We start from the raw sequence: 22559 nt of genomic DNA on the forward strand, positions 1-22559 counted from the left end.
CGGGGTAGGGCCGTCAATAATCGCGATGCAGTTCTACCGTCATCAGGCGCTGCGGCTCGAATAGCGTGAATACCTGTTTCCCGCCCGGCAGTCTGGCGCCCAGTTTCACGCCCATACGCTTGCCGGAGTACAGCCGAAGGCCCGTCTTGTAGTTCATCGGGATGGCGGCTTCCAGCACGTACGCGCCGCCCGTCTGCGCGGCAACGGCACTGATGTCGGATGCCTTGACGATGTCCTTGCTCTGGTTGAGATACGGATTCGGGTCCTTTGTGGGGTCGAAGACCGACCAGTCCCATATCACGGAGGAGATCACCGGCTCTGTCGCTCCGGCGGCGGGGGCGGCGATCACCATCCGGTAGTTATCCGTCCCGGCAAACCAACCATCGTTCATCGCGTCGATGTCGAAAACCAGGTCGGCAGGCGCGGAAGAGCGCATCGAGACGTAAAGATACTGGTCGTCCCATTCCAGGCCGAACTCCGCCTTCACCTTGGTTCCACTGGCGTCACTCAGGTTCGCAGACATGCCCATCGTCTGCCATTCGCCCTTATCCCACCTGCCGTCAAGAACCGGTGTGGCGAAGCGGCGCAGCGTCTGGGCAGGGTACGACGGATACGGATCGGCGCCGTCAGGGATGCCGTCACCGTCGGTGTCGGGATTGCGAGGATCAGGCGGTTTCACGCCGGAGGCCATCTCTTCGTTGAGACCTGCATACACGCCGGAGGTCACGGAGTATTCGTCAAGGTCGCTCAAGCCATCCGAGTCCGTATCGGCCTTCTTCGGATCGCTGTGGAAGCGCTTCTCGTCGATAGGAAGCGTTGGGTCGTCGTCCGCAAGCCCGTCGCTGTCCGTGTCCTTGCTCAGGTGACGGGTGCCGAACACAAGGTTTGCCCAGTTGTCGCGCGGAAAATGCGAGAGAAGCCAGTAATTGCAGTCCCAGTGTTCGCCGAACGCGCCGACGTCCGTAATGGGGTCCGGGTGATTGAACGCAAGACTCGGGTATCCGGAGTAATCGGCCATGCTGTCCAACTGGTGCCCGAATTCGTGCGTCACGGTCCACCGGATGTCCGCGCGGTGGCCGAAATTGATCATCGTGTACGGCGTTCGCGCAACGTTCCACGGTGCGTCCCACCCGTACGTGCCGCCCGAATGCGCCTGGCCGCGATACACCTTGGCTTTGGCTTCCGGACTGATGCCCTCGCCCCAGCCAAACATGAAGACCACTCCGGCGTAATCGCCGACCTTTTTGCCCTTTTCCTTAAGCACACGGGCCATCGACGCCTCGAAGGCGCCCGTCACGTCACCCGCATCCAGGGACGGCCGATTACCTATGTCCGTATTCTCGGCAGAAATATCCCAGGTGAGATTCAGCCTGCCGTGCGTCGCGTGGAAGTAGAACGAACGCACATCCTCAAGCTGCTTGCGGATAAGCTCGAGATCATCGTTCGTAAGGTTCTTCGAAACGCCGGCCGGCAAGCCGCCGGCGGGCGCGTCGGAGTAGTGGATGGGGCTGTAGACGACGGCCAGAAGCGGCAGGGTCTCGGTTTCCAGTGTGCCTTTGGGCGGCAGGGTGGCGGTGAGTTGCTGCCGCGAGTGCTCGGCGTCACCCTGCGGGCTGAGGATGAACCGGGTTTCCGTGTTCCCTTTGAGACCGGTAGCCTCGGCGCGATAGTCGTCCCCATTCTTGACCGCCGCAATGGTCTCGTGCGGTTCCTCACCCTGCCAAATCTCAACGTTCCCGGCTTCGGCGCGCGTGCTGTGCCATCGGAAATTCAAAGTGGACGCGTTGGGCCGGGTGATCGTAACCTCGCCTGGGTGTGAAGGTGAAGCGGCAAGCGAAATGCCCGTCGCAAAGAGACCGACGAACGTGCAAATGCGTTTCATACGCAACCTTTCAGTTGTGAGGTCGCCCGTCTGGCGGCCAACTCGCGGGACGCGGTGCTCTATCCGTGCAGATACGGCACAACCTCTTCAGCCCTCAGCCCTAACCCTTTACCCCGCTGATGACCAGGCCCTGCTGCAGCGCCTTCTGACTGAAGAAGAAGATAATGAGAACCGGCAGCATCATCAGGGCGCTGGCAGCCATCAGGCTGGGGACATCTGTCTGGCCGTAGGCGTTGCTGAACTTGGTGAGGGCGAGCGCCAGCGTACGCTTGAAGTCGCTGTTGATGTAGATCAGGGGGCCGAACAGGTCATTCCAGGCGCCGAAAAACGTGTATACCCCCGCCACGACCGCGACCGGCTTCGCCATCGGCAGCAGAATTTCCCACCAGACCCGGAACGGGCCCGCGCCATCGATGCGGGCCGCTTCGTCCATTTCCAGAGGGATGCCCATGAAGAACTGGCGAAACAGGAAGACGAAGAAGGCGCCGCCCATCCATGCCGGCACGATCAGGGGGAGATAAGTGTCCACCCAGCCGAGCCATTTGTAGATCATAAACGCCGGGATGGCGTAAATCTGGCCGGGTATCATCATGGTCGCCAGCATCAGGAGGAACAGAGCGTTCTTACCCCAGAACCGCATCCTGGCGAAGCCGAAGGCCACGAGACTGCACGAGATGATCTGCCCGTACACGCACAACAAGGCGAGGACCAGCGTGTTAAGGGCATAACGCCCGTAGGACTCCGCTTTCCAGATATCGGACCACCGGAAAGGCTTGTCCTCCACGCTGCCGGAGGACGTGTCCCCCGTCTTGGCGAAGACATTGCTGATATTCTTCCAGCGAGGCTCCACCTTTTCGACCTTCTGAACGGCGGACGTCGGTACCCAGACCTTGTTCGCCTGGTCCATGAAACGGATCTGCGTCTTCCCGTTTTCCTCGCGGGTGGGCGGGAAGGTCTCGCGACGAACTCCGTTTTCGTCGGTGGCGTAATAATAGGTCTGGATCGGAACCCACTGCGGCGGATACTGGTCGGTCCTGTCCTTGCTCTGAACGGAGGAGACGAGCATCCAGTAGAACGGGATAAGGATCGGGATCGCGCCGATGAGCAGCACGATGTGCAGGATTGTAGGCTGAATCTGGCGCCGCCAGCGGAATCGACGCGGCGACGCAGCGGCAGCGTGGCGCGGCAGTTCCGGAGTCTCGCCCACTCGCCCCTTCCCCGCCTCGCTCTCTCTGCGCGTCTCTATGTCGCGTTCGTTCATCCCCGTCCCTCCCTGCTGCCTTCGTAGTACACCCACATCGGGGACGATTTGAAGATGATAAGCGTGAAAGCCAGGATAATGACAAAGAGTATCCACGCTAGCGCCGCGCCGAGGCCGATATCGAATTGCTCAAAGGCCTTGCGGTAGAGATAAAGCCCGTAGAAGAGGGCGCTGTGCTTGGGACCGCCTTCACTTCCGAACAGGACGAACGCGCTTCCAAACACCTGGAACGTGCCTATGATACCCATCACGAGGTTGAAGAACAGGACAGGGCTCAGCATCGGGAGAGTCACATGGCGGAATTTGTGCCACCCGCCGGCTCCATCTACCTCGGCGGCGTTATACAGTTCAGTCGGTACGTTCTGCAGGCCGGCCAGGTAGATCATCATGCCGCCGCCCGCGCCCCAAAGGCCCATGATCAGGATTGCCGGGATGGTGAAGCGGGGGTCGCCCAGCCAATCGGGCATCTTGTGGAAGTCCGTCACCCGGCTTCCGGCAACCTGCAACGAACCGGCCTGGAAAAGGAACCAGCCCGCCACGGCGACAACTCCGGCGGTGGCCAGATTCGTAAATGACCGCCAATGGCGACGTCCATAGCCGGGATCATCCCGCGCGGCGGAAATCGCCGACCATACGAGCAGGGCCGCCCCCACAAGAACCGCCAGGCCGACGAGCCTCAGCACCAGCGGGAGCCACGGCCACACCGGCGAGAGCGCCCAGTTGAGCAGGCCATTTTGAACGAACATCATCTTCCAGAGCATCGTGGTCGCGATGCCGGGCAGGATCGCGGGCAGGTAGAAGATGGTGCGGTACCAGTTGATGCCCCGGATGCTGGAGTTCATGAACAGGGCCAGAATCAACCCCGCGGTGAGACCCAACGGCACCGCCCATATCGTGTACTTGGCGGTGACCGTGAGCGAGGTGAGGAACGCGTCATCCTTTCCGCTCAGCAGATAGGCGAAGTTGTCCAGCCCGATAAATCGCGCCTGGCTCGGCGGCGACAGGTTGCTCCACCGGCACAGGCTCAACAGCATGCTGAACAGGATCGGCCCAGCCGCGAATACGATGAACCCGATCAGCCACGGCGCGATCGACAGGTAGCCATAGACCTGCTCCGCCCCCTGGATCCTCGACTTGCGAGCCTCGGATACCACCTTGAAACCCCAGGCGATGATGATGAGCGCTCCGATGGCCATCGCCACCTTCGCGATGGGGCCGGTCGGCAGCGGCGTGCCCGCTCGTTCGGCCGCTTCCTCCGCCAGAATAACGTTGCCCTTGTCCGCGATGCGCTTCGCCACTTTGGCCGGCGTATCTCCCGGATTCGCGTTTGAGAACAGGTAGTCGCCTATCTCGGTGTTAAGGTAGTCCTGGAAATCACCCCAGCGGCGTCCGGTCCACGGCGGGACGAACGCATAGCCCTTTTCCACGGCGTCGAGCACGGCTTCCATGTGCTGCGGAACGCCGGTGGGGTTCATCAGCTTCATGTCCGTCGCCACGCTCTTGCGGGCCGGCACGAACAGGGCCGATATTGCGAGCGCCGCCTGCCCCTCGTGGGAGGACAGGTACTTCACCAGTTCATACGCCTCTTTGGGATGCCGGCTCTGCGTGGTAACGCCGAACCCGCTGGTTGCCACGACGCTGGCCCTTTTGCCGGTCGGCCCCATTGGCGTGGGCGCGATGTCCCACTCCACGTTCTTGAAATCTTCGCCACGAAACTGCGGTATATAGAAGGAACCTGTAGGACCGAGCATGCCCTGTTTGTCCATCGAGAACAGGCCCTGACCGCCCACCGCTTTCGGCCGGTTCTTGTCGTTGGGAATCAGGTTCTCGATGCGGCTCATCCGGTGCAGAAACGCGATCGTCTCAACGACCTTGGGGTCGTCAAACGTGATGCGCTTGCCGTCCTTGCTGACGACCCGCCCACCGTTCTGGTAGATCCAGGTGTAGTACCCGTCCTGCCACTGGGCGAAATTGGTGCCAAAAACGTCCGGGTAACCATCACCATTCTCATCGACGGTCATCTTCTTCGCGGCGGCTTCGTAATCTGCCCAGGTCCACTTGTCGCTCGGATACGGGACGCCAAACCTGTCGAAGACGCGTTTGTTGTAGAACGTGATGAACGGGATGAGATTCCACGGAAGCGCGTAGTATTTGCCGCCCTCCATCATCGCGTTTCGGGCAACGGGATAGAAATCGCGCTCGATGTCGGCGAGGTCCTGGGGCGACATGAGCGGCGTGAGGTCGCGCATGACGTTCGCGGCTTTGTAGTGGTAGAAGTTCTCGCCTGCGCCGATGTTCACCACGTCCGGAGCGTCACCGCCCGCGATCATGGTTCCCACCTTATCCCCCTCACCCGCCTTGATAAACTCCAGCCGGATCTCGGGATGCTCGCTCTCGAAACCCTTTATGCCGAGTTTGGGGTCTCCGTTCCTGATAAGGCGCCAGAAAACCTGATCGCGTTCACCCGAGAACACCACCAGCCGAAGCACAGTGGTACCGGCCTTCTGCTCGGGCGGGCGTTCCAGGAATACCCATAATCCGACGAGAATAATGAGCCCCACCAGCCACGCGTAGGACCGCAGAGTGCTCAATACACGGGGTAGAATTTTCATAGAAGTAGCGGGGCGGCAGCGGGCCGATCCCTCGCTCAGTTTACCGCTTGCAAGACGGCCTATGCAACACAGAAAGCGGCGAGGCCGGTGCGCTTGCGTGCCCCGGCCTCGCCGCTTTCACGGTGCGCGATCATTGCGCCTGTTTGAAGACCGAGATTGCGTCCGATATGTCGATTCTGTTCGCAGAGGCGCCCGTGGTCACAGCATCAAGCCGGCCGAACTGCGCCGTCCCGGAAAGCGGGCCGGCGTCGAGTCCCCCGGCAATCCGCAGCGCGGAAACAGCGTCGGCCCGTGTCAGCCCGGTGCGTGTGAGGGCGATCATCTCGCCGATGAGCACCTCGCTGCCATATCCGCACGTATCACAGCCGTAACTTCGATTGCTCTTCTGAGTGAAGATCACTCTCAGTCTGGCAACCATCCGCGCGGGGAAGTAGATGGGATTAACGGTCCAGGCATCGTTCTGGCTGTCGTCGCGTGTCCCGTAACCGGCTTCCCGGGCGCTGACTTCGTAGACCCTGTCCCACGTGGAGCTGCCTGGCCCCTGCACCTCCACGTAGTATCCCATCGGGTAGCCGTTCTGCCAGAACAGCAGGTCCAACGCCGTGAGGTTCGCGGGCGTGGCCAGCGTAGATTGAACTCCGTAACGGAGATAGCCCGCCCCGGTTGTGATGCCGTGCACCCTGCCGTCCGCTCCGGAATCGCTCGCGTTAATGTCCCACGGTTTCGTCGGGTTGCCGTCGGTCAATTGGCTCAGCGGGCCATCCGGATTGCCGGTATTGGTGGCTGCGGTCGGCAGGTAGGTGTCCGTGCCGGGGTTGGCCGCGTTGTCGATCACGATCGTGGTTCCGGCGATCAGGGCGCTGCCGCCTGCATCCGTGTTCGGCTGCAACAGGAAATCGCCCGCGTCGTTACCCGCGACCGTCGGCGTCACGCTGATCGGCTTGACGACATACGGATCGGCCAGCACATCCGTGTCTTTGCTGTCATCCGTCTTGTGGATGGCCAGGCGCAGCGGAACGGTGGCGCCATTGTAGGTGAACGCGCCGTTGGCATCGGTTTTGACGTACACGGTGGGCGTCCAGGGCCGTATTCGAAGGAATGGATACGGGCCGACGTACGCGTTCGCGATAGGAAGTTTGGTCACGGCGTCGAGCGCACGCCCTGTTACCGAGCCGATCGGAACCTCAACCTTCATCTCATACAGGGAGTAGTTTGCATACGCCCCGAAGGATGTCATCAGAACCTCCACGTATCGGCCGGACAAACCGGATGGGATGGAGGGCGGCGTGAGCACGTCGATTCGTTGCGAAGGGATGTAGGGTGGCGCAAAGGAGTTCTGACCGGTTGTTGTCGAATATGCGAGGGCGCCGTAAGCAGCGGCCGCGGCCGCGTTGAAGTTCGCACCGGGAGCGGTATTGCTCACGCGGATCTGATACGCGCCCGCCTTGGCGAGTTCCCAGATCATGCTGATCTGTGCGATGGGGATAGGCTGGCCCAGGTCAACGACGATCCAGGCTGGGTTTGATGAACCGGGCGAAACGCCGACCGCGTTCGCTGTTCCGTTGATCCAACGACTGCCCTCGTCGCCGTCCACGGCATTAGCCACCAGGCCGCCGCCGTTATCATCGCCTGAAGACGCCACTATGTTTGCCTGGATCGCCACGTTGACAACCTGTTTTGCATCGTAGGTGACGAAGGTCGTCGCGCTGGCGACGCCGAGCGGCGTGTTTGATGAAGCGCCGAAGCCGTCTTTCCACGCCTGCACGACGTAGTTCACGCCTTGCGCCGGGACGAAGGACAGGCTGAATCGCCCCACGCCGTCCGTGGTGGTGGACAGCAATGGACCGGCCAGTCCGGACGCACCCGCTTCGCGGATGCCAACCGCGCATCCGGCCATCGGATTGCCGCTGCTGTCCTGCACCACGCCGCTGTAAGTAGGTGGCTGCACGCGCGTTAGCGACAGGTCATCGAAATACACATGCTGGCCTGACGGGATATCAACACCGTACATCCGGACGGTCATGTTCGACGCGGTGGCTGCCAGTTCGGTGGACACCTGAACCCAGTTGCCGCCGGTGTCCGCCGTTACGTCGACGGAGCGCGCGCCGGCCACAACGTTGGAGTCTGCATCGCTGAAACCGCTCATCGGTTGCCCCAGCAAGCGCCCGGTACCACCGGCCCCGGATTTCCTGACCCATCCCGAGACTCGGTAGATATCGCCCGGAACCGTGGCCACAATCCCGCCCTTGCCCCGGTTGTCTGCGTTGTTGATGCCGGCCGGCGTCCCTTCAATCTCCCACGCGGCGATGCCGATGGATGCGGAAATCCCGACGGCCTTGCCGCCACTGTGGGCTCCGATGGACGTGTATTCCCACGGCAGCGTGACGGCCGTAGCAGGCGGCGTGATATTTCCGCCGAGGTTGCGACGATACCAAGACCTGGGTTTGCCGGCAAACTGGGCGTCAACCGTTTCAAACCCGGGGTTAGGCAGCTGGTTGGGAGCTATGAGAGCGACATCGACGACCTTAGTGCCGCCAATCGTCACGGAGCCGCTTGTGCCGGCTCCCGGTGTGTATCCGGTCTTTGTAAAGCTCAGAGTGTACGCGCCCGGATCGACGTACTGGAGATACTGCCCGGCGGCGTCCGTGGTGGTGACGATTGCCGAACCGCCACCCTGGGCTGTGATGGTAACCGTCGTTCCGGGGATACCCGCGAGGGTCACGGAATCCGTGACCGTGCCGGTGAGCGCGCCCTGGTTCGCCGGCGGCGGGATGGAGCTCTCCGCGCCGGCGGCGTAGGCAATCGCCTCCGCATATGGATTGGAGACGACGTATGCCCATTTCAGGTACATCGAGCCACTGTACATCATGATCGCCAGCTTGCCCTCCGGCAGGGGCTGTGGCGAAGGCACTTTGCCGGCCGAATCCGCGGAGATGATCCAGTTCCCGGGATCGGTCGGAAGAAACTGATCCACACTGGGCCAGGCTCTGGCCTTGACGAGCGTGTGCCCTGTGATGGAATCGTCCGCCGTCGCCTCGATCTGGTATTGATAGATGCCCGAATTGCTCTGACTGTACCGGATCGTCGGTTGCATCCCATCCGGCCCGGGGTGTCTCTTGCCGGTGCCTGGTTCTTCAGCCGCCTGAAGCGTACTGACCACAGGATACGCGCCGCCCCAGGCGTTCCAGTTGATGCCCAGCCCCGGGATGTCCGCTCCGGTGAGATAGGCGCCGATTGTGGAATCGGAACTGGTCAGCATCTGCGTGTTGAACCGCTGGAGGACGGCAAGCTCGCCCGCGCGGCGCAACTTGGTGTACGAAATTCCCTGCGCCACCGGTGTCATCGCCTTCCAGTACACCACCGGATGGTGGTACTTGGAGTCGTCCAGCCGAAGTTCGCTGCCGAAGGTGGCGTCCGTATTGATGCGGACGTCGGCGGAGGCTCCGCCGGTTCCGGCCGGGTCCTGCAGGCTCTCCCACCCGTGCAGGGCGCCATCGCTGAAATCGGAGCCTTGCAGGCCGGTTGTCGGCGCCGTCCTGGCGCCTGTATCCGCCGGATAGCCGTAATACACCCAGTATCCGTTGATGGTCGTTATTGGCAGTGTCTGCGTGTAAGCGATATCGGGATGGTTGGCAAAATCCACGCCCACGAAGGCATCGTATGGCGGCTCGGTGATAGGGCTGGATGGGTCATTCACTCCCACACCGTACCGCTGGGGGTCGTACCCCCCATTCGGGCCGTCGGCGATGATGGGGTTCGGAGAGGAACATGGGCTGCCATACACAAACCGGATCGTGCCGTCCGGCTTGAGCACGCAGGCAAACATCGCAATGGTCGGGCCACCCGGGCCGGCGCCGGATTCCTCAACCTCCCATTTGATGATCGCCTGGGTGGCGTCCGCCGTGTAGTAGACGCCCTGGGTTGGCCCCTCGATCGCGAAGTCCGATTGGAACGGCATCACGATATACCGGTCAGAGCCATTGAACGTTGAGTTAGGACGACCCGGATCGACCGCGCCGAGGCCGATGTAGCCGTCGATGGCCACCGTGATCTTGTTGCTCGTCTGGTCCCGCAGCGTGAAGTTGAACGGCAGGGTGAGCGTGACCGTGTTGTCATCTTTGGGGTACTGCACCGTAGAAGGAAAGGCCAGGGGTGGCCCTTTGGCAAGCGAAGCGTAGCTCGTCTTTCCCGCGTTCGTATTCTCTTGAATGTTGTAGGGCGGCGGGGCGGGGACGGCCGCCTGCAAGGCAAACAACACGCGCCCGGCGTCTACCCCCATCGGCAGGATGACCTGGGGCGGTTCGGAGTTGGCGGACCCGTTGTAGTAGATTATCTTGACGTCTTTGCCGTCCGGGCGGGCCTTCCCGTTGAATGGGCCGTAGTTGGGCACGTACGGGAAGGCGATTACGTCGCCGGCTTTCATCGCGACGGGCGCGGGGGTTGTCAGCGTCAAGGGCCGGCGGTAGCGGTAGTTGCTGTCCGCCCAACCCTGAGCGCGGATGGGGCTGGCTGCCGAGAAGCCGGCCAGCGCGAGAAGGAAGGTTGTGAATCGCCCGATGGGTCTTTCGACAGTCTTCATTGCGATTGCTCCTGTCCAGAGAACGCGGTGAACCATGTGGCAATATAAGGGGCCGGTTGTGGCAACGCCACACCTTCTTACATATACAACTGCATCCGGTAATTTCCTACCGCCATGCAACCGGAACCGCGCGGCCATTCGCGAAATATCCCAAAAGGGAAAGGGGCGCCCTTTTGGACGCCCCTGTGGTTAGTCTATGGCTTATCGCTTAGTGCGGTAGGCCCTTGTCAAGTTTGACCGCATCGAGCACGGTGATCTTGCCGTCGCCATCCGCGTCCAGTCTTGCGTAGGAAGGATCGGCGGTCGGCGGCGCCGGCAGCAGGCCGGCCGCAATTCGCAGCACTCTTGTGACGTCGGCAACGCTCAGCGGAGTGGCGGCGTGCTTCAGGCCAACGATTTCGTTGATAACGAACTCGCTGTCTGGTGAGCCGCGGTTCGACCTGGTCGAGAAGATCACGCGTGTCTTGTTGACACCGGTCTTGGTGGGGAACTTGATAACAGAGACCTTGAGCCCGTCGCCGGGGTAGCCATCGTTATAGTTGCCCGCATAGCTGGTTGTGTTGTAGACCGTGTTCCAGGTGGTCCCACCGTCAGACGATGTCTGAACGTAGAACCCGGCCGGATAGCCGTTCTGGAACCAGTAGATGTCGATCTCATCGAGGTCCGCCGGAGCGGCCAGCGTGCTCTCAACACCCACGCGCAGATAGGTGGCGCCGGTGGTGATTTCGCCGATGCATGGGGCGCCGTTATTGTCCGCGTTGGGAATTGCCGCCCATTGGTTGGCATCACCGGCGAGGCCGTCGGTGAGCTTCGATGTGGGATGCAGCTGTTCGGACGGATCGCAGAAGGATGGCCCGTAGGCTTCAGTCCCCGGAGCGCCCTCGTTCGAAACCACAATGCTCGTCGCGCCCAGCAGAGCGTTTCCGCCGGACCGGACGACAACCATATCGCCGATGTTGGTGCCGCCCTGTTGCGGAGTTACGTAGTATGGTCCGGCGGCCAGGTATGGCGTCGGATCGTAAGTGTTGTCCGGCTTCTTGGCTTCAACGTGAGCGTAAAGCGCCGTCGGATAACCGGGCCCAGACCAGACGAAGGTGCCGTCAGCAGCGGTGATGGCGTAATTGTTGGCCGGACCATTCGGGAACGGACCTACAAATGCGCCGGCTACCGGGGCGCCGGTGGCGTCAATGACGCGGCCGCTTACCGGCTTGGGAAGCGCGGCATTCGACATGGCCCGCATCTCCAACAGGATCTGGTGTCCGTCTCCAAACGGACTACCATCCTGGCGGACGCGGAGGTAGCGGCCCTGAGCGGGGGCGGTGAGCCGGTAGACCTGGAATGGGCCGGCCTGGACTTGAGCGTAGGGGTTGGCGCTGGGCGAGAATCCTTGAGCGATGACGGACGCCGCGTCGCTGGTTGTGTCAAGGATCGCCGCGGAGTTGGGCAGTTCCACATTCCAGGAGAACGGAGTGTTGGATATCCAGACCCGATGCTTGTCGACTGCGAAGAAGTAACCGAACTCCAACTGGTCGATGGTCTGGACGGAGCCCATGTCGATGTCGACGGTGGCGGTTCGATAGCGGGCCGGGATGTCCGTAGCGCCATCCTTGGAGAGGAGGCCACGCAACCCGCCGGATCCCCATCCATTCCACTCACCATCGATATTGCCATCCCAGATCCTGGCGACCTTGGCCTGACCGTCGACAGTTACCGCATCACCCGATGAATTGCGCCGAACCTGAACCCAGTCGGCCGGATTGGCGCTGTCGCCCGGATCGGTCAGGCCGGTCTTATCGATGCGCTTATCGATCAGGTATGCGGACCACTTTGAATCCCCGTTCAAAAGGCCGACAGTACCCGCGCCGAGGATGTCCATTGCCCCTCGGTTGTCCCACACAGCGGTCACCCACGGCGCCGTGCTGAGGTTCGAGTCGTACGGTACCGGTGAAACGGCGGCCGAAGCGACACCCACGAGAGCGCCGCTCGGGCTAATGCCCGTCGGAACCCTGCTGGCAGGTCCCTTCCACGCGGCGACCGAGATGGGTGTGGAGTTGGTTGTCACGAGGCGAACGATCCCGTTCTCGTCGGAGGGAGCGGGCATCGAGAAGAGAGTATTGTTGTACCGCATCTCACCCATGTAGGCGTGCGGGACGGGGTTCCCCAGAGTATCGACAATCTGGCCGATGACCATGTTCAGGCTGACCACGGTCGGCGTAAGGGTGACGTCGTCGATGTAGACCGAGCCGACCTGGGCCTTGAATGTGTAGATGCCGTATTCAATCGGCAGAGGATTGGCCGTACCACCGGGCAAGTAGGTCCAGGTGCGCTTCATCTGGTACCATTGCCCCACGGGGACGTTGCCGCTGCCATCGAGCCCGCCGGTGTTCTCATTCAACGGGTCCGGCGCGGCGCCGGCCGTCACGTAGAAGCCCGCGATGGGCCAGTTGTTGCGAAGCCGGAAGCGAACCTTGTCGCCCGCGTTGGTGAAATACACCCACGCGGAGAGCGTATAGGAGCAGCCGGGGAGAATCGGGTGCTGGAACAGATTGTTGCCGGTCCGGCCGATGCCGGTCTGGAACGAATCGCTGTCACCCATTACGCCCTGGATCTTGAGCGACCAGTGGCCGCCCGGGGTGTGGTTCTGCTCATTGGAGAGAGCCTGGACGGTTGCCGCTCCGCCGGCGCTGAACTGGTAGGTTTCCCATTGATCCGGCCAGGAGTTGTCCGGAGTGGGAATCTCGCAGTCGCCGTTCGCGACCACGTCCACCAGGAGGTTCTGCGTCACGGTTGTGCCCGGCGCCACGGTAACCGTGGCTCGGGCGCTGCGACCGCCACCAAGGGCTCCGACTCCGAAGGTGCCGGCCGTCGGGAAGTATACGACATAAGCACCATTGGCGTTCGTTGTCGTTCCGGCGAGATAATGCCCGCTCGCGTCGGTGAAGGTAACCTTCAGCCCGACCTGCGGAACGCGGTAGGTCAGGTCACGCACGGTTCCCTGAATGGAGGCTCCGGTCGGATTGCGCTCCTCCGTGCCCAGGGCGCCGGTTGTGCCTTCGGTTCCAAGGCTGCCGACCATGACTATCCATTTGACGTAGGTGGTAGTGCTGTAGTTGGTAACGGCAAGCCTGCCCGCCGCCATGGGCTGATTGGCGTTCTTGCCCACGGTGTCGCGGTTTACCAGCCAGTCTGCTGTTTCCACCGGAATGGAGGGTGTCGCGCTTGGCCAGGCCTTCCCCTTCACAAACGTGTGGCCGCTGACGGAATCGTCCTGCGTGGCGATTATCTGGTACTGATAAGTGTTGAAGTCGGTCTGCTGGTACGGCGTCTCGCCTCCCAGAGCGTCTGGGCCGGGGTGACGTTTGCCGGTGGTTCCCTCTTCAGTCGCCTGGATCGTGGAGTCGATGGGCATCGCCAGCACGCCGCCGAACGAGGAGAACACCACGCCTGTGCCGTTTCCATCGCCGGTGAGGTAGTCGCCAATCGCCGGAAGGCTGCTGGTGAGCGTCTGCGTACCGAAACGTTGGACCACGCCGTACTCGCCGTTGGTCCGAATCTTCGAGTAGGAAACACCGTCGCCGACCGGAGTCATCGTGCTCCAGAAGGCAAACGGGTGATGATACAGGGAGTTATCCAACCGGAGTTCATTGCCGAAGGCGGGGTCGCTGTTGATGCGGACGTCGGCCGTGGCGCCGCCCGTACCGGCGGGGTTCTGCAGGCTTTGCCAGCCGTGCAGGGTGCCGTCGGAGAAGTCTGCGAGCTGAACCTTGGAAGGAACGGTGCGGCCGGTGCGGCCGTCGTCTTGCGTGTATCCGTAATACGCCCAGTAGCCCGTTGAGGCAACGCCGCTGAACGCCTGCGTGTACGCGATATCGGTGTGAGCGGCATACGACGTCGTGACGGAATTGACGATGCTCATGGTCGAGTCGCCGACGCCCACGCCAACCTTTACGGTCTGGCCGGCGGCGGGGTCAACCTGCGGGCCGTAAACGAACCGGATGGTGCCATCGGGCTTCAGGATGACTGCAAAGTTCATATCTACGCCGGAGGTGTCGGCGGTGTCGGTGGCCTTCCACCGGATAATAGCCCGCGTGGCGTCGGCGGTGAAGAACACGCCGCGGCTCTCAAAGCCCGCGTCGGGATAGATGCCGAGGTCGGCGCACCATGGTCCGATTACGTTGGCTCGGGCGAAGCCCGCGGGGGCGTCGATACTATATCGGAGGTATGATGTGCCGACGTATCCGCCAGGCTGTACGTAGCCGTCAACAGCAACGCCAAGGGTTGTTGTCGTGCCGTATTTGAACGGGAACGCGAATGGAAGCGTGAAGTTCGACTGCGCATCGTCGTTAGCGTAATGCACGTCGGTGAAGACTACTCGAGTGCTCTCCGGAGTTGCGGCCAGGATGTCGGCCCAAGGCGTTGTTCCGGCGCTCTGATTCTCCGAGAGTGGCGGCGGAGCCGGAGTGATGGGCGCCTGGAGCTCGAAGAGAATTTTCGACTCGGCGCCTCCGAGGTCCATCTGAGTCTGCGGCGGCAGGACGTTTGTCGTGCCACCGTTGTAGTAAATCTTTACATCCTTTCCGTCGGCGCGTGAATTGGCCAGCTGGCCCGTCCCCGGTGCGTAGGTAAAGGCAACGATGTCACCCGCGGCGTATGCGCGGGTGGTAGGGTTGGTAACGGTAAGCGGGCGCCTGAACGCGTAATTGGGGTCGGCCCAAGCCTGTGCTTTCACGGAGCTTGTGCCTACGAGGCTGGCAAAGCCGACGATTATGGCCAGCCTGGCCAACGTCGGTTTGTACCGTAGGATCATGCGGAGTCTCCTTTGCGAGTTGGATACCGGAGAGGTATCGCAGTAGAGAACGTTCGTGAGGTGCGGACGGTCGGCCAATGGGTGCGACCATCTTTGGTACAACTCACCATTTTTAATACACCAAGATCGGATTGAAACCTACGAAAACACAGAGCCTTAGCGAAAAATAACCGAGCGGACGTTGGCATAACCTTCGTCACCGGGAGCGAAACCGCCCATTCAACCGCTGATACGCCGCGGGTGTTTGGGACGCCCGCGCGCCGATCGCGCCGCGGGGCCGGCGCCGATTTGTCGCAGGCAGGCATAAAGCGCCGGCCCATCCCGGCCCTTCCCCCGATTTTCCGCTCGCCAGGGTGGCAACGTGTGTTAGAATGCAATCGGAGGTATCGAATGCTGTCACCGAAAATCCACTTACCAGTCAGACGTGGGTTCACCCTCATTGAGTTGCTGGTTGTGATCGCGATTATCGCGATTCTTGCTGCGATCTTATTCCCTGTTTTCGCCAAAGCACGGGATCGGGCGAATGCTACACGCTGCCTGAACAACCTCAACCAGATGGGCAAAGGCATGGCGATGTACGCCGACGACAACGACAGCCGGATGCCGCCAACCTATTCGGGAGACCCGCCGGTTGGCAGCCCGCTCGGATGGGAAACCGCGGTGAACAACTACATCCACTCCAGAGACCTGTTCATTTGCCCCACGACCAAGATCATGCACTCCTACATTCGCAACGAATGGGCAGGCGAGGCGCAGGTATCGGCGCGAAACGATCCAACGAGGGTCATCCACATCTCAGAGGAACCGCTCTTCCCGAAGACCGGAAGGTTTACGGATAACGGTCGGTTCTGGCGGGATCTACTGATCAACTGGGACGATCGCGACCGGAGCAACGACGGCCAATACGTCTACAGGGCCGGCGTCGATCAGATGACGGATGAGCAGACCCAGGAGATCGGGAATACGTCCTTCAACGTACAGGGCCTCCCTTACTGGTCCCGGTTCCCCGGTCCGCATAGCAACAGAACGACGATCCTCTTTCTGGATGGCCACATCGGCTCGTTCGATCACTGGGACGAAATCAAGATGACGTTCTGGTTCGGCGGCCGCACATACGTCAAGAGAGTGCAGATTTAGCCCTCCCCTTTTGCATTCCTGACCCGGGTTCCGGGAGATGAGTCTCGGGACCCGGTCAGCCCATTTCCTGGAAGGAAACCCCTGATGCCTGAGACACCCCTCGTCACGCCCATTGACGGCATGACGATCACCAGCGATACCACACTCGCTCCCGGTATTTATCTCCTCCCAAACGGCATTTCCATCGCCGCCGACAACGTGACGCTTGACGGCGCCGGCGCGACCATCATCGGCGCCGGACCCGAAGGGGTCGGCGTGTCGGTGGAGGGCCGAACCGGTGTCACGATCAAGAACTTGTGCGTAAAGTCCTACTACCACGGCATCCGGGCGAAGGGCTGCAAGGCCCTCGTCATCGAGAATAACACCGTGCGCGGCACGCAGGAAGTGGAACACGACACCATCTTCCTGGATATCTGGCTGAAACCTGAGGAGGCGTACGGCGGCGCCATCATGCTGTGGGAGTGCGAAGACAGCAAGGTTGCGGGCAACGATGTGCAGCACCAGATGAACGGCCTGCTGACCTACTTCTGCACGCGGCTGGACGTGCGCGAAAACTGCGCCAGCTACAACAGCGGGTTTGGGATCCACCTGTTCGGCACGTGCGACAGCGTGTTCGAATGCAACTGGGCGGATTACTGCTGCCGTTTCAACCTGCGCGGCAACAAAATCACCGAGAGCGATCCGGAAAAACAGGACTTCCGCTACGGACATATGGGAGCGGACGCAACCGGCTTCCTCATCATCTATGGATCGTGCCGCAACGTCTTCCGCCGCAACCTGGCCCGGATGGGCGGCGACGGCTTCTTCCTGGCGGGACTTTCGCCCGAGGGGGAGAAGAAGGGCTCCAACGACAACCTGTTCGAGGAGAACGACGCCAGCCTGAGCCCCAACATTGCCTTCGAGGGCACCTTCAGCAGCGGTAACGTCTTCCGCAACAACTACGCGGACCGGTGCAACTACGGCTTCTGGCTCGGCTTCAGCTGGGACACCGTCATTGAGAACAACCGCATGGTGATGAACCGCCAGGCGGGGATCGCCGTCGAAAACGGCCATGGGTTCACGGTGAAGCACAACAGCTTCCAGGCGAACGGCCATGGCGTGCTGCTGTGGTCACACTATGCCCCGGAGTGGGATGCGGCGTTCCCCGACCACAAAACAAGCCACCACTGGACCATCGAGGAGAACACCTTCACGCGAAACGGCTTCGGCATCCGTATCGCGAAAGACCAGGATCACGGAATCCGGGACTACCCCGAGGACCAGCGCGGTCCGGAAGATACCCGCCCGCACGACCACTTCATCCGCAGGAACGACATTCAGGACAATCGCGTGGGAATTGCGCTGCGGGAGACCGATGCCACCGTCATGGAAGGCAACATCCTGAACAAGAACGTGGAAGCCAACCTGCGGCAGGACGACTGCAAGGACACGAAGGCGATCAATAACCTGGGAAGCGCCGGCGCGTACCTGTAGAACGATGAAGTGTGAACGATGAGCGATGACATGGAGCGCGGGCGCCTCACCCGCATCCGGATACGGGCGAGGCGCCCGCGCTCCTTTGGGCCATTCATCGTTCATCGTTCCTACTTCATCGTTTCGTACGTGTTAGTTCCGTTCTTGTCTTCGCCGCGGAGCAGGAACAGCTTGTGGTTGGCCCACCACTTGGCGCCTTCGCCGTCGCGGATCAGTTTGGTGGTGGCCGGCATGAAGCGCATCGTGTAGCCGCAACGCCGGTTCGGGCTATGATTCACGTTGCTGCCGTGGAGCAGGTACGGAGCGTGAAAGCTGCAATCGCCGGGCGCCAACTCGATGTTCACGACTTTACCCATGTCGTACGGCGCCATGTTCACGCCCTTGTCCAGCACCTTGCTATCCTTATCCTCGGCGGTCCGGTGCGGTACCAATCCCAGCTTCTGGCTGCCCGGCAGAACGCGCATACAGCCGTTCTCGACGGTGCTCTCATCGACCGCGAGCCAGAGTGTTGCCACGTCCATCGGTTCCAGCGCCCAGTACTCCGCGTCCTGGTGCCACGGGACCTCCAGGCCGTCACCTTTCGCCTTGGCGATCATGTGGCTGGCGAAGAGCACGATGTTGGGACCGATGAGGTCCTGAACGAGGTCGAGCAGCGCGGTATTGCGGCATGCGTCGAACAGGGCGGGGTGCTTCAGGTGCGGCATGTCGAGATGTTCGGGACGCTGGCCTTCCGGCAGGTGGGCGAGCCACTCATCCACGTAGGCCCGGAGTCTGGCGAGGTCTTTGGCAGGAAGGGCGTTGCGAACGATGGTGTAGCCGTCTTTATGGTACTGGTCTATCTGGGTTTGGGTTAGCATGGTTGTTTTCCTCACTGGGAAAACGCCGCGCGGCGCCGGAGGTTCCGAGAGGACGATCACCCGTGTTGCCATCGGCTGAAGCCGACGGCTGGTTGGACGAAGTCGGCTGAAGCCGACTCGTTCCAGGCAAGCGTTGGCAGCCAACCGGCTTGAGCCGGTTTCGTTTCGCAGCCGTCGGCTTCAGCCGATGGCCAGGCAGAGAGAGGAAACGCATCGATGAAGCCTGAGGGCTGGGGACCGTGGAACGTGAGGGCGGTGAATGCGCTGGTGCATCTGCCCAGCGGCCTGGAATTGCGCATCGGCATCAAGACGCCGGACGGCAAGGAGCACTGGGAACTCCGCTGGAAACAGATGGACCGGCTGGGGCCGCTGTGGGAATGGATGAGTGAAGGCACATCCAGACGAATGGGGCAGTTGCACCTGCGTTTGGACGGTGCTCGCTTCCACTTCTACTTTCTGGCCGCCGACGATGGGCTTTCAGTCGGTGTTGGTCCGCTCAACGACGCTGCCAAAGCCTGCACAGCACTGGTTCGCCTGCGCTACAACTGGGCTGAAGGGCAAGCGATTCCTCTGGATCGCCAACTCGGCGCCGTTCACGCGGTGGCCGAAAGTGTCGCCGCAACCCTGGCCTTGTCCACCGCGAATTGGTTTCAGAGGTGGAAGTACCGGGAGGGTGGCTTCGAGCTTCCGACGCACCCCCTCACTCCCGGGGGGACTGACGTTGCCATAGCACTTTCCGATTCTGTGGGTGCCGTAGTGAACACAACGCTGCCCTACTCCGAATGGGATGACACGCTGAAGGGGCAGAGCGGCGCAGCTTCCGATATGCCCGATCTTCGATTCGATAGTACTCGCCTGTCCGCCGCCAACGAGCTCGATGAGGTTCTCTGGCGCGGCGTGGCCTGGAACACCATCTACCACCCGCGCCTCAAGCGGCTGTTGACGCCCGTGTCGCGCGACTGGTGCGTGGACGACAACAACTTCGGCGACTATGTGCTCTTCCCGTGGGACACCTTCTTCTGCAGCCTCCTGGCCTCGCGGCGCGACAAGGACCTCGCGTACGCCAACGTGCGCGCCATGCTGGCCGAGATGACCGACCGCGGCATGCTGCCCAACGTGAACGGCGGCGCGGGCCAGACGCTGGACCGCAGCCAGCCTCCGGTCGGCGCGTACTGCGTGTGGAAGCTGCACCAGAAGTTCAACGACCTGGAGTTCCTGGCGGAGGTCTACCCGCCACTCAAGCGCTGGCACGATTTCTGGATGAAGTACCGCGACGGCAATGGCGACGGCCTGCTGGAATGGGGCAGCGACCCGATCCCCGCGCCGGTCGACTGGTGGAAACCTCACACCCAGCAGGCGGCCAAATGGGAGTCGGGCCTGGACAACAGCCCGATGTACGAGAACGTCCCATTCAACGAGGAGGCCAACACGCTGGAGCTGGCGGACATCGGCCTTTCGTGCCTCTACGCCGCCGATGCCGATGCGCTGGCCAGCATCGCCGACGCGCTGGGCCTGGCCGATGAAGCCGCAGCCTACCGCGCCGAGTACGCGCAGGTGGCCAAGCGCATCAACGAGGACCTGTGGGACAAGGAGCACGGTATCTACTGCAATCGCCACTGGGACGGCAGACTCTCGGAACGGTGGTCCCCCACCTCGTTCTACGCCCTTTATGCGGGCGTGGCGGCACCTGAACGCGCCGAGCGCTGCGTCCGTGAGCACCTGATGAACCCGGACGAGTTCTGGGGCGAGTGGGTGATCCCCAGCATCAGCCGCAAGGACGCCAATTTCCCGGTACAGAAATACTGGCAGGGCCGCGTGTGGCCGCCGATGAACTTCCTCTGCTACGAAGGCCTGCGCCGCTATGGCTTCCACGCCGAGGCGGATGAGCTGGCCGCGAAATCCGAGGCGCTCTTCCTGAAAGAATGGCGCGAGGAAGGCCACATCCACGAGAATTACAACGCCATCACGGCCGACGGCGACGACGTGAACCCGGACGACCCCGAGGGCTCCTCGGACCCCATATACACCTGGGGCGGCCTGCTGGCCTACATCGCGCTCGATGCCAGGGAAAGGGCTCAGGATTCGGGTGCCGGGATTCCGGGCTAGACCTTGGGGCCACGCTTGTCATTTCCGCCCGTTTGCGCCGTGCCTGCCCGCGCGGACACTATAAGGGTGATGTCCGGCCGCCCGGCCGGAGGAGGAAATCGATGCATTTCAGAATCGCCCCGAAGGGTATCCTGACAGTTGCGGTACTCATCGGCGTAATCGTGGCCGCCGGCCACGTTGTATGCGGCGCAGATAAGCCCAAAACGCTTCCCCCATCCCAGGTCAACGTTCGGGACTACGGCGCAAAGGGCGATGGCATCGCGGACGACACGCGAGCCTTTGAACGGGCGATGGGTGTCTTTGATGGCAAGGCCGGCACGGTATCCATTCCGGTCGGTCAGTACCTCATCAAAGGTCATCTGAAGGTACCGGCGAGAATCACGCTGGAGGGCGTCTGGAAGATCCCGACCGCTTTCACACAGCCTGACGGGAGCACTCTTCTGGCCGTCGAGGGCAAGGGCGATGAGAACGGCACGCCGTTCATAACACTGGGCGCGAACGCCGTGCTCAAGGGCCTGACAGTTTTCTACCCCGACCAGAAGCCGGATAAGATCGTCGCTTACCCTTGGTGCGTCCGTGGCGCGGGCGGTGACAACTCCTCCATCATCGATTGCCTGCTGGTGAACCCTTACCAGGCCGTGGATTTCGGCACCAACCCGTCGGGACGCCATTACATCCGCAACCTCTACGGCCAGCCGCTTCGGCGCGGCATCTTCGTGGACAAGTGCTTCGATATCGGGCGCATCGAGAACGTGCACTTCTGGCCGTTCTGGAACTGGGACGAGAAGAACGGCATCCGCGACTGGCTCTGGAGGAACGGCGAATCGTTCATCTTTGGCCGCACTGATTGGGAGTACGTTTTCAACACGTTCGTGTTCGGGTACAAGACCGGCTACCGCTTCATTGAGACGAAGGACGGCGCCACGAACGGCAATTTCCTGGGAGTCGGCGCGGATGCCACGCAGAACGCCGTGGTGGTGGACCAGTCGCAGCCGTACGGGCTGCTGTTCACGAACGGGGAGTTCGTCAGTTTCGCGGGCGATAAGCCTACGGAAATCGTCGTGGGTCCGAAGAACACCGGCGCGGTCAACTTCGCCAACTGCGCGTTCTGGGGTCCGGCGCACCAGATCGCCAACCTGGCGGGCCGCGGAACCACGTCGTTCAGCAATTGCAACTTCATCGAGTGGGACAAGGACGGCAAGGATACTCCCGCCATCACGTTGTCCGGTGGCAGTCTGATGGTGAGTTCCTGCAGTTTCGTGGCGGCGGCGCCACAAGCGGAATTGATCGGCACCGCGGAGAGCGCCGTGCTGATGGGCAATAAGATGGGCGGACCGCTGAAGGTTGCCAACACCGTCCATGCGGACCTGCAGGTGGGACTGAACGTGTTCGTCAAGCCGAAAGCCCACCCGGCGGAGGAGCCGGGATCGGTCGTCGTCGATGACAACACGGATCCGGACAAGGTTACGTTTACCGGCGCGTGGACGGCAGTTTCGTCGCCCGGCAACTATGCGGGCCGGGCGCACTGGGTGACGAAGGGCGCTGGAGAGGCCAAAGCCGGGTTTCGGCTCAAACTCCCCCACCCCGGCAAGTACACGGTCTGGGTGTTCGCCAGTCCCGATCCCAACCACGATCACGCGACCAACGCGCCGGTGACCGTGAAGACGGCTGCGGGCAGCGTAACCGCGCGGATCAGCCAGCGCGACGCGACAGGCGAATGGGTGAAGGCCGGCGAATACACCTTCGCTGATGAAGCAACCGTCACACTTTCCAACGATGCGGACGCCAACGTGATCGCCGATGCGGTGAAGGCGGTGCCTGTCGGATAGGATCCAGGATTCAGCA

General features: G+C 61.9%; 10 protein-coding genes. 4 read left to right on the forward strand and 6 right to left on the reverse strand.

Features of this window, described 5'->3' with window-relative positions; all coding sequences use genetic code 11:
* Window positions 1-13: 13 nt before the first annotated feature.
* The 5 genes from VGM51_18680 to VGM51_18700 all read right to left on the reverse strand — a co-directional run bounded on the left by VGM51_18680 (window position 14) and on the right by VGM51_18700 (window position 15141).
* Complete coding sequence (locus VGM51_18680) at window positions 14-1882, reverse strand: hypothetical protein (protein HEY3415065.1); 1869 nt, start codon at window positions 1880-1882, stop codon at window positions 14-16.
* A gap of 100 nt (window positions 1883-1982) precedes the next feature.
* On the reverse strand, window positions 1983-3143 hold the full coding sequence (locus VGM51_18685) for a carbohydrate ABC transporter permease (protein ID HEY3415066.1): 1161 nt from the start codon (window positions 3141-3143) through the stop codon (window positions 1983-1985).
* Entirely contained in the window at window positions 3140-5734 is a 2595-nt protein-coding gene (locus tag VGM51_18690) for an extracellular solute-binding protein (GenBank protein HEY3415067.1), read from the reverse strand. The genes VGM51_18685 and VGM51_18690 overlap by 4 nt, the downstream gene beginning before the upstream one ends.
* A 151-nt stretch (window positions 5735-5885) precedes the next feature.
* Window positions 5886-10334, reverse strand: coding sequence for a carboxypeptidase regulatory-like domain-containing protein (locus tag VGM51_18695; GenBank protein HEY3415068.1), 4449 nt, complete (start codon window positions 10332-10334; stop codon window positions 5886-5888).
* A gap of 208 nt (window positions 10335-10542) precedes the next feature.
* On the reverse strand, window positions 10543-15141 hold the full coding sequence (locus tag VGM51_18700) for a hypothetical protein (protein ID HEY3415069.1): 4599 nt from the start codon (window positions 15139-15141) through the stop codon (window positions 10543-10545).
* 390 nt (window positions 15142-15531) lie between these two features.
* Here VGM51_18700 and VGM51_18705 point away from each other — a divergent pair, with 390 nt between their 5' ends.
* Window positions 15532-16278, forward strand: coding sequence for a prepilin-type N-terminal cleavage/methylation domain-containing protein (locus VGM51_18705; protein ID HEY3415070.1), 747 nt, complete (start codon window positions 15532-15534; stop codon window positions 16276-16278).
* Between the two features lie 84 nt (window positions 16279-16362).
* Window positions 16363-17751: a right-handed parallel beta-helix repeat-containing protein gene (locus VGM51_18710; protein ID HEY3415071.1), complete on the forward strand. Its 1389-nt coding sequence runs from the start codon at window positions 16363-16365 to the stop codon at window positions 17749-17751.
* Between the two features lie 110 nt (window positions 17752-17861).
* Here the strand turns inward: VGM51_18710 and VGM51_18715 are convergent, their stop codons facing one another.
* On the reverse strand, window positions 17862-18608 hold the full coding sequence (locus tag VGM51_18715; GenBank protein HEY3415072.1) for a phytanoyl-CoA dioxygenase family protein: 747 nt from the start codon (window positions 18606-18608) through the stop codon (window positions 17862-17864).
* A gap of 216 nt (window positions 18609-18824) precedes the next feature.
* On the opposite strand from VGM51_18715, the gene VGM51_18720 reads away from it, so the two are divergent.
* Window positions 18825-20714 carry a trehalase family glycosidase gene (locus VGM51_18720; GenBank protein HEY3415073.1) on the forward strand — a complete coding sequence of 630 codons (1890 nt, stop codon included), beginning with the start codon at window positions 18825-18827 and terminating at the stop codon, window positions 20712-20714.
* Window positions 20715-20815: 101 nt separating this feature from the next.
* Window positions 20816-22543, forward strand: coding sequence for a glycosyl hydrolase family 28-related protein (locus VGM51_18725; protein HEY3415074.1), 1728 nt, complete (start codon window positions 20816-20818; stop codon window positions 22541-22543).
* The last annotated feature ends 16 nt before the right edge of the window (window positions 22544-22559 follow it).

Source organism: Armatimonadota bacterium, assembly GCA_036504095.1.
In the GTDB taxonomy this organism is placed as follows: Bacteria; Armatimonadota; DTGP01; order JAKQQT01; family JAKQQT01; genus DASXUL01.

Bases quoted from the DNA above. Each gene is read 5' to 3' on its own strand.
- VGM51_18685 (HEY3415066.1), bottom strand. From the start codon at position 3,143: ATGAACGAACGCGACATAGAGACGCGCAGAGAGAGCGAGGCGGGGAAG.
- VGM51_18725 (HEY3415074.1), top strand. From the start codon at position 20,816: ATGCATTTCAGAATCGCCCCGAAGGGTATCCTGACAGTTGCGGTACTC.
- VGM51_18705 (HEY3415070.1), top strand. From the start codon at position 15,532: ATGCTGTCACCGAAAATCCACTTACCAGTCAGACGTGGGTTCACCCTC.
- VGM51_18710 (HEY3415071.1), top strand. From the start codon at position 16,363: ATGCCTGAGACACCCCTCGTCACGCCCATTGACGGCATGACGATCACC.
- VGM51_18680 (HEY3415065.1), bottom strand. From the start codon at position 1,882: ATGAAACGCATTTGCACGTTCGTCGGTCTCTTTGCGACGGGCATTTCG.
- VGM51_18695 (HEY3415068.1), bottom strand. From the start codon at position 10,334: ATGAAGACTGTCGAAAGACCCATCGGGCGATTCACAACCTTCCTTCTC.
- VGM51_18715 (HEY3415072.1), bottom strand. From the start codon at position 18,608: ATGCTAACCCAAACCCAGATAGACCAGTACCATAAAGACGGCTACACC.
- VGM51_18720 (HEY3415073.1), top strand. From the start codon at position 18,825: ATGAAGCCTGAGGGCTGGGGACCGTGGAACGTGAGGGCGGTGAATGCG.
- VGM51_18700 (HEY3415069.1), bottom strand. From the start codon at position 15,141: ATGATCCTACGGTACAAACCGACGTTGGCCAGGCTGGCCATAATCGTC.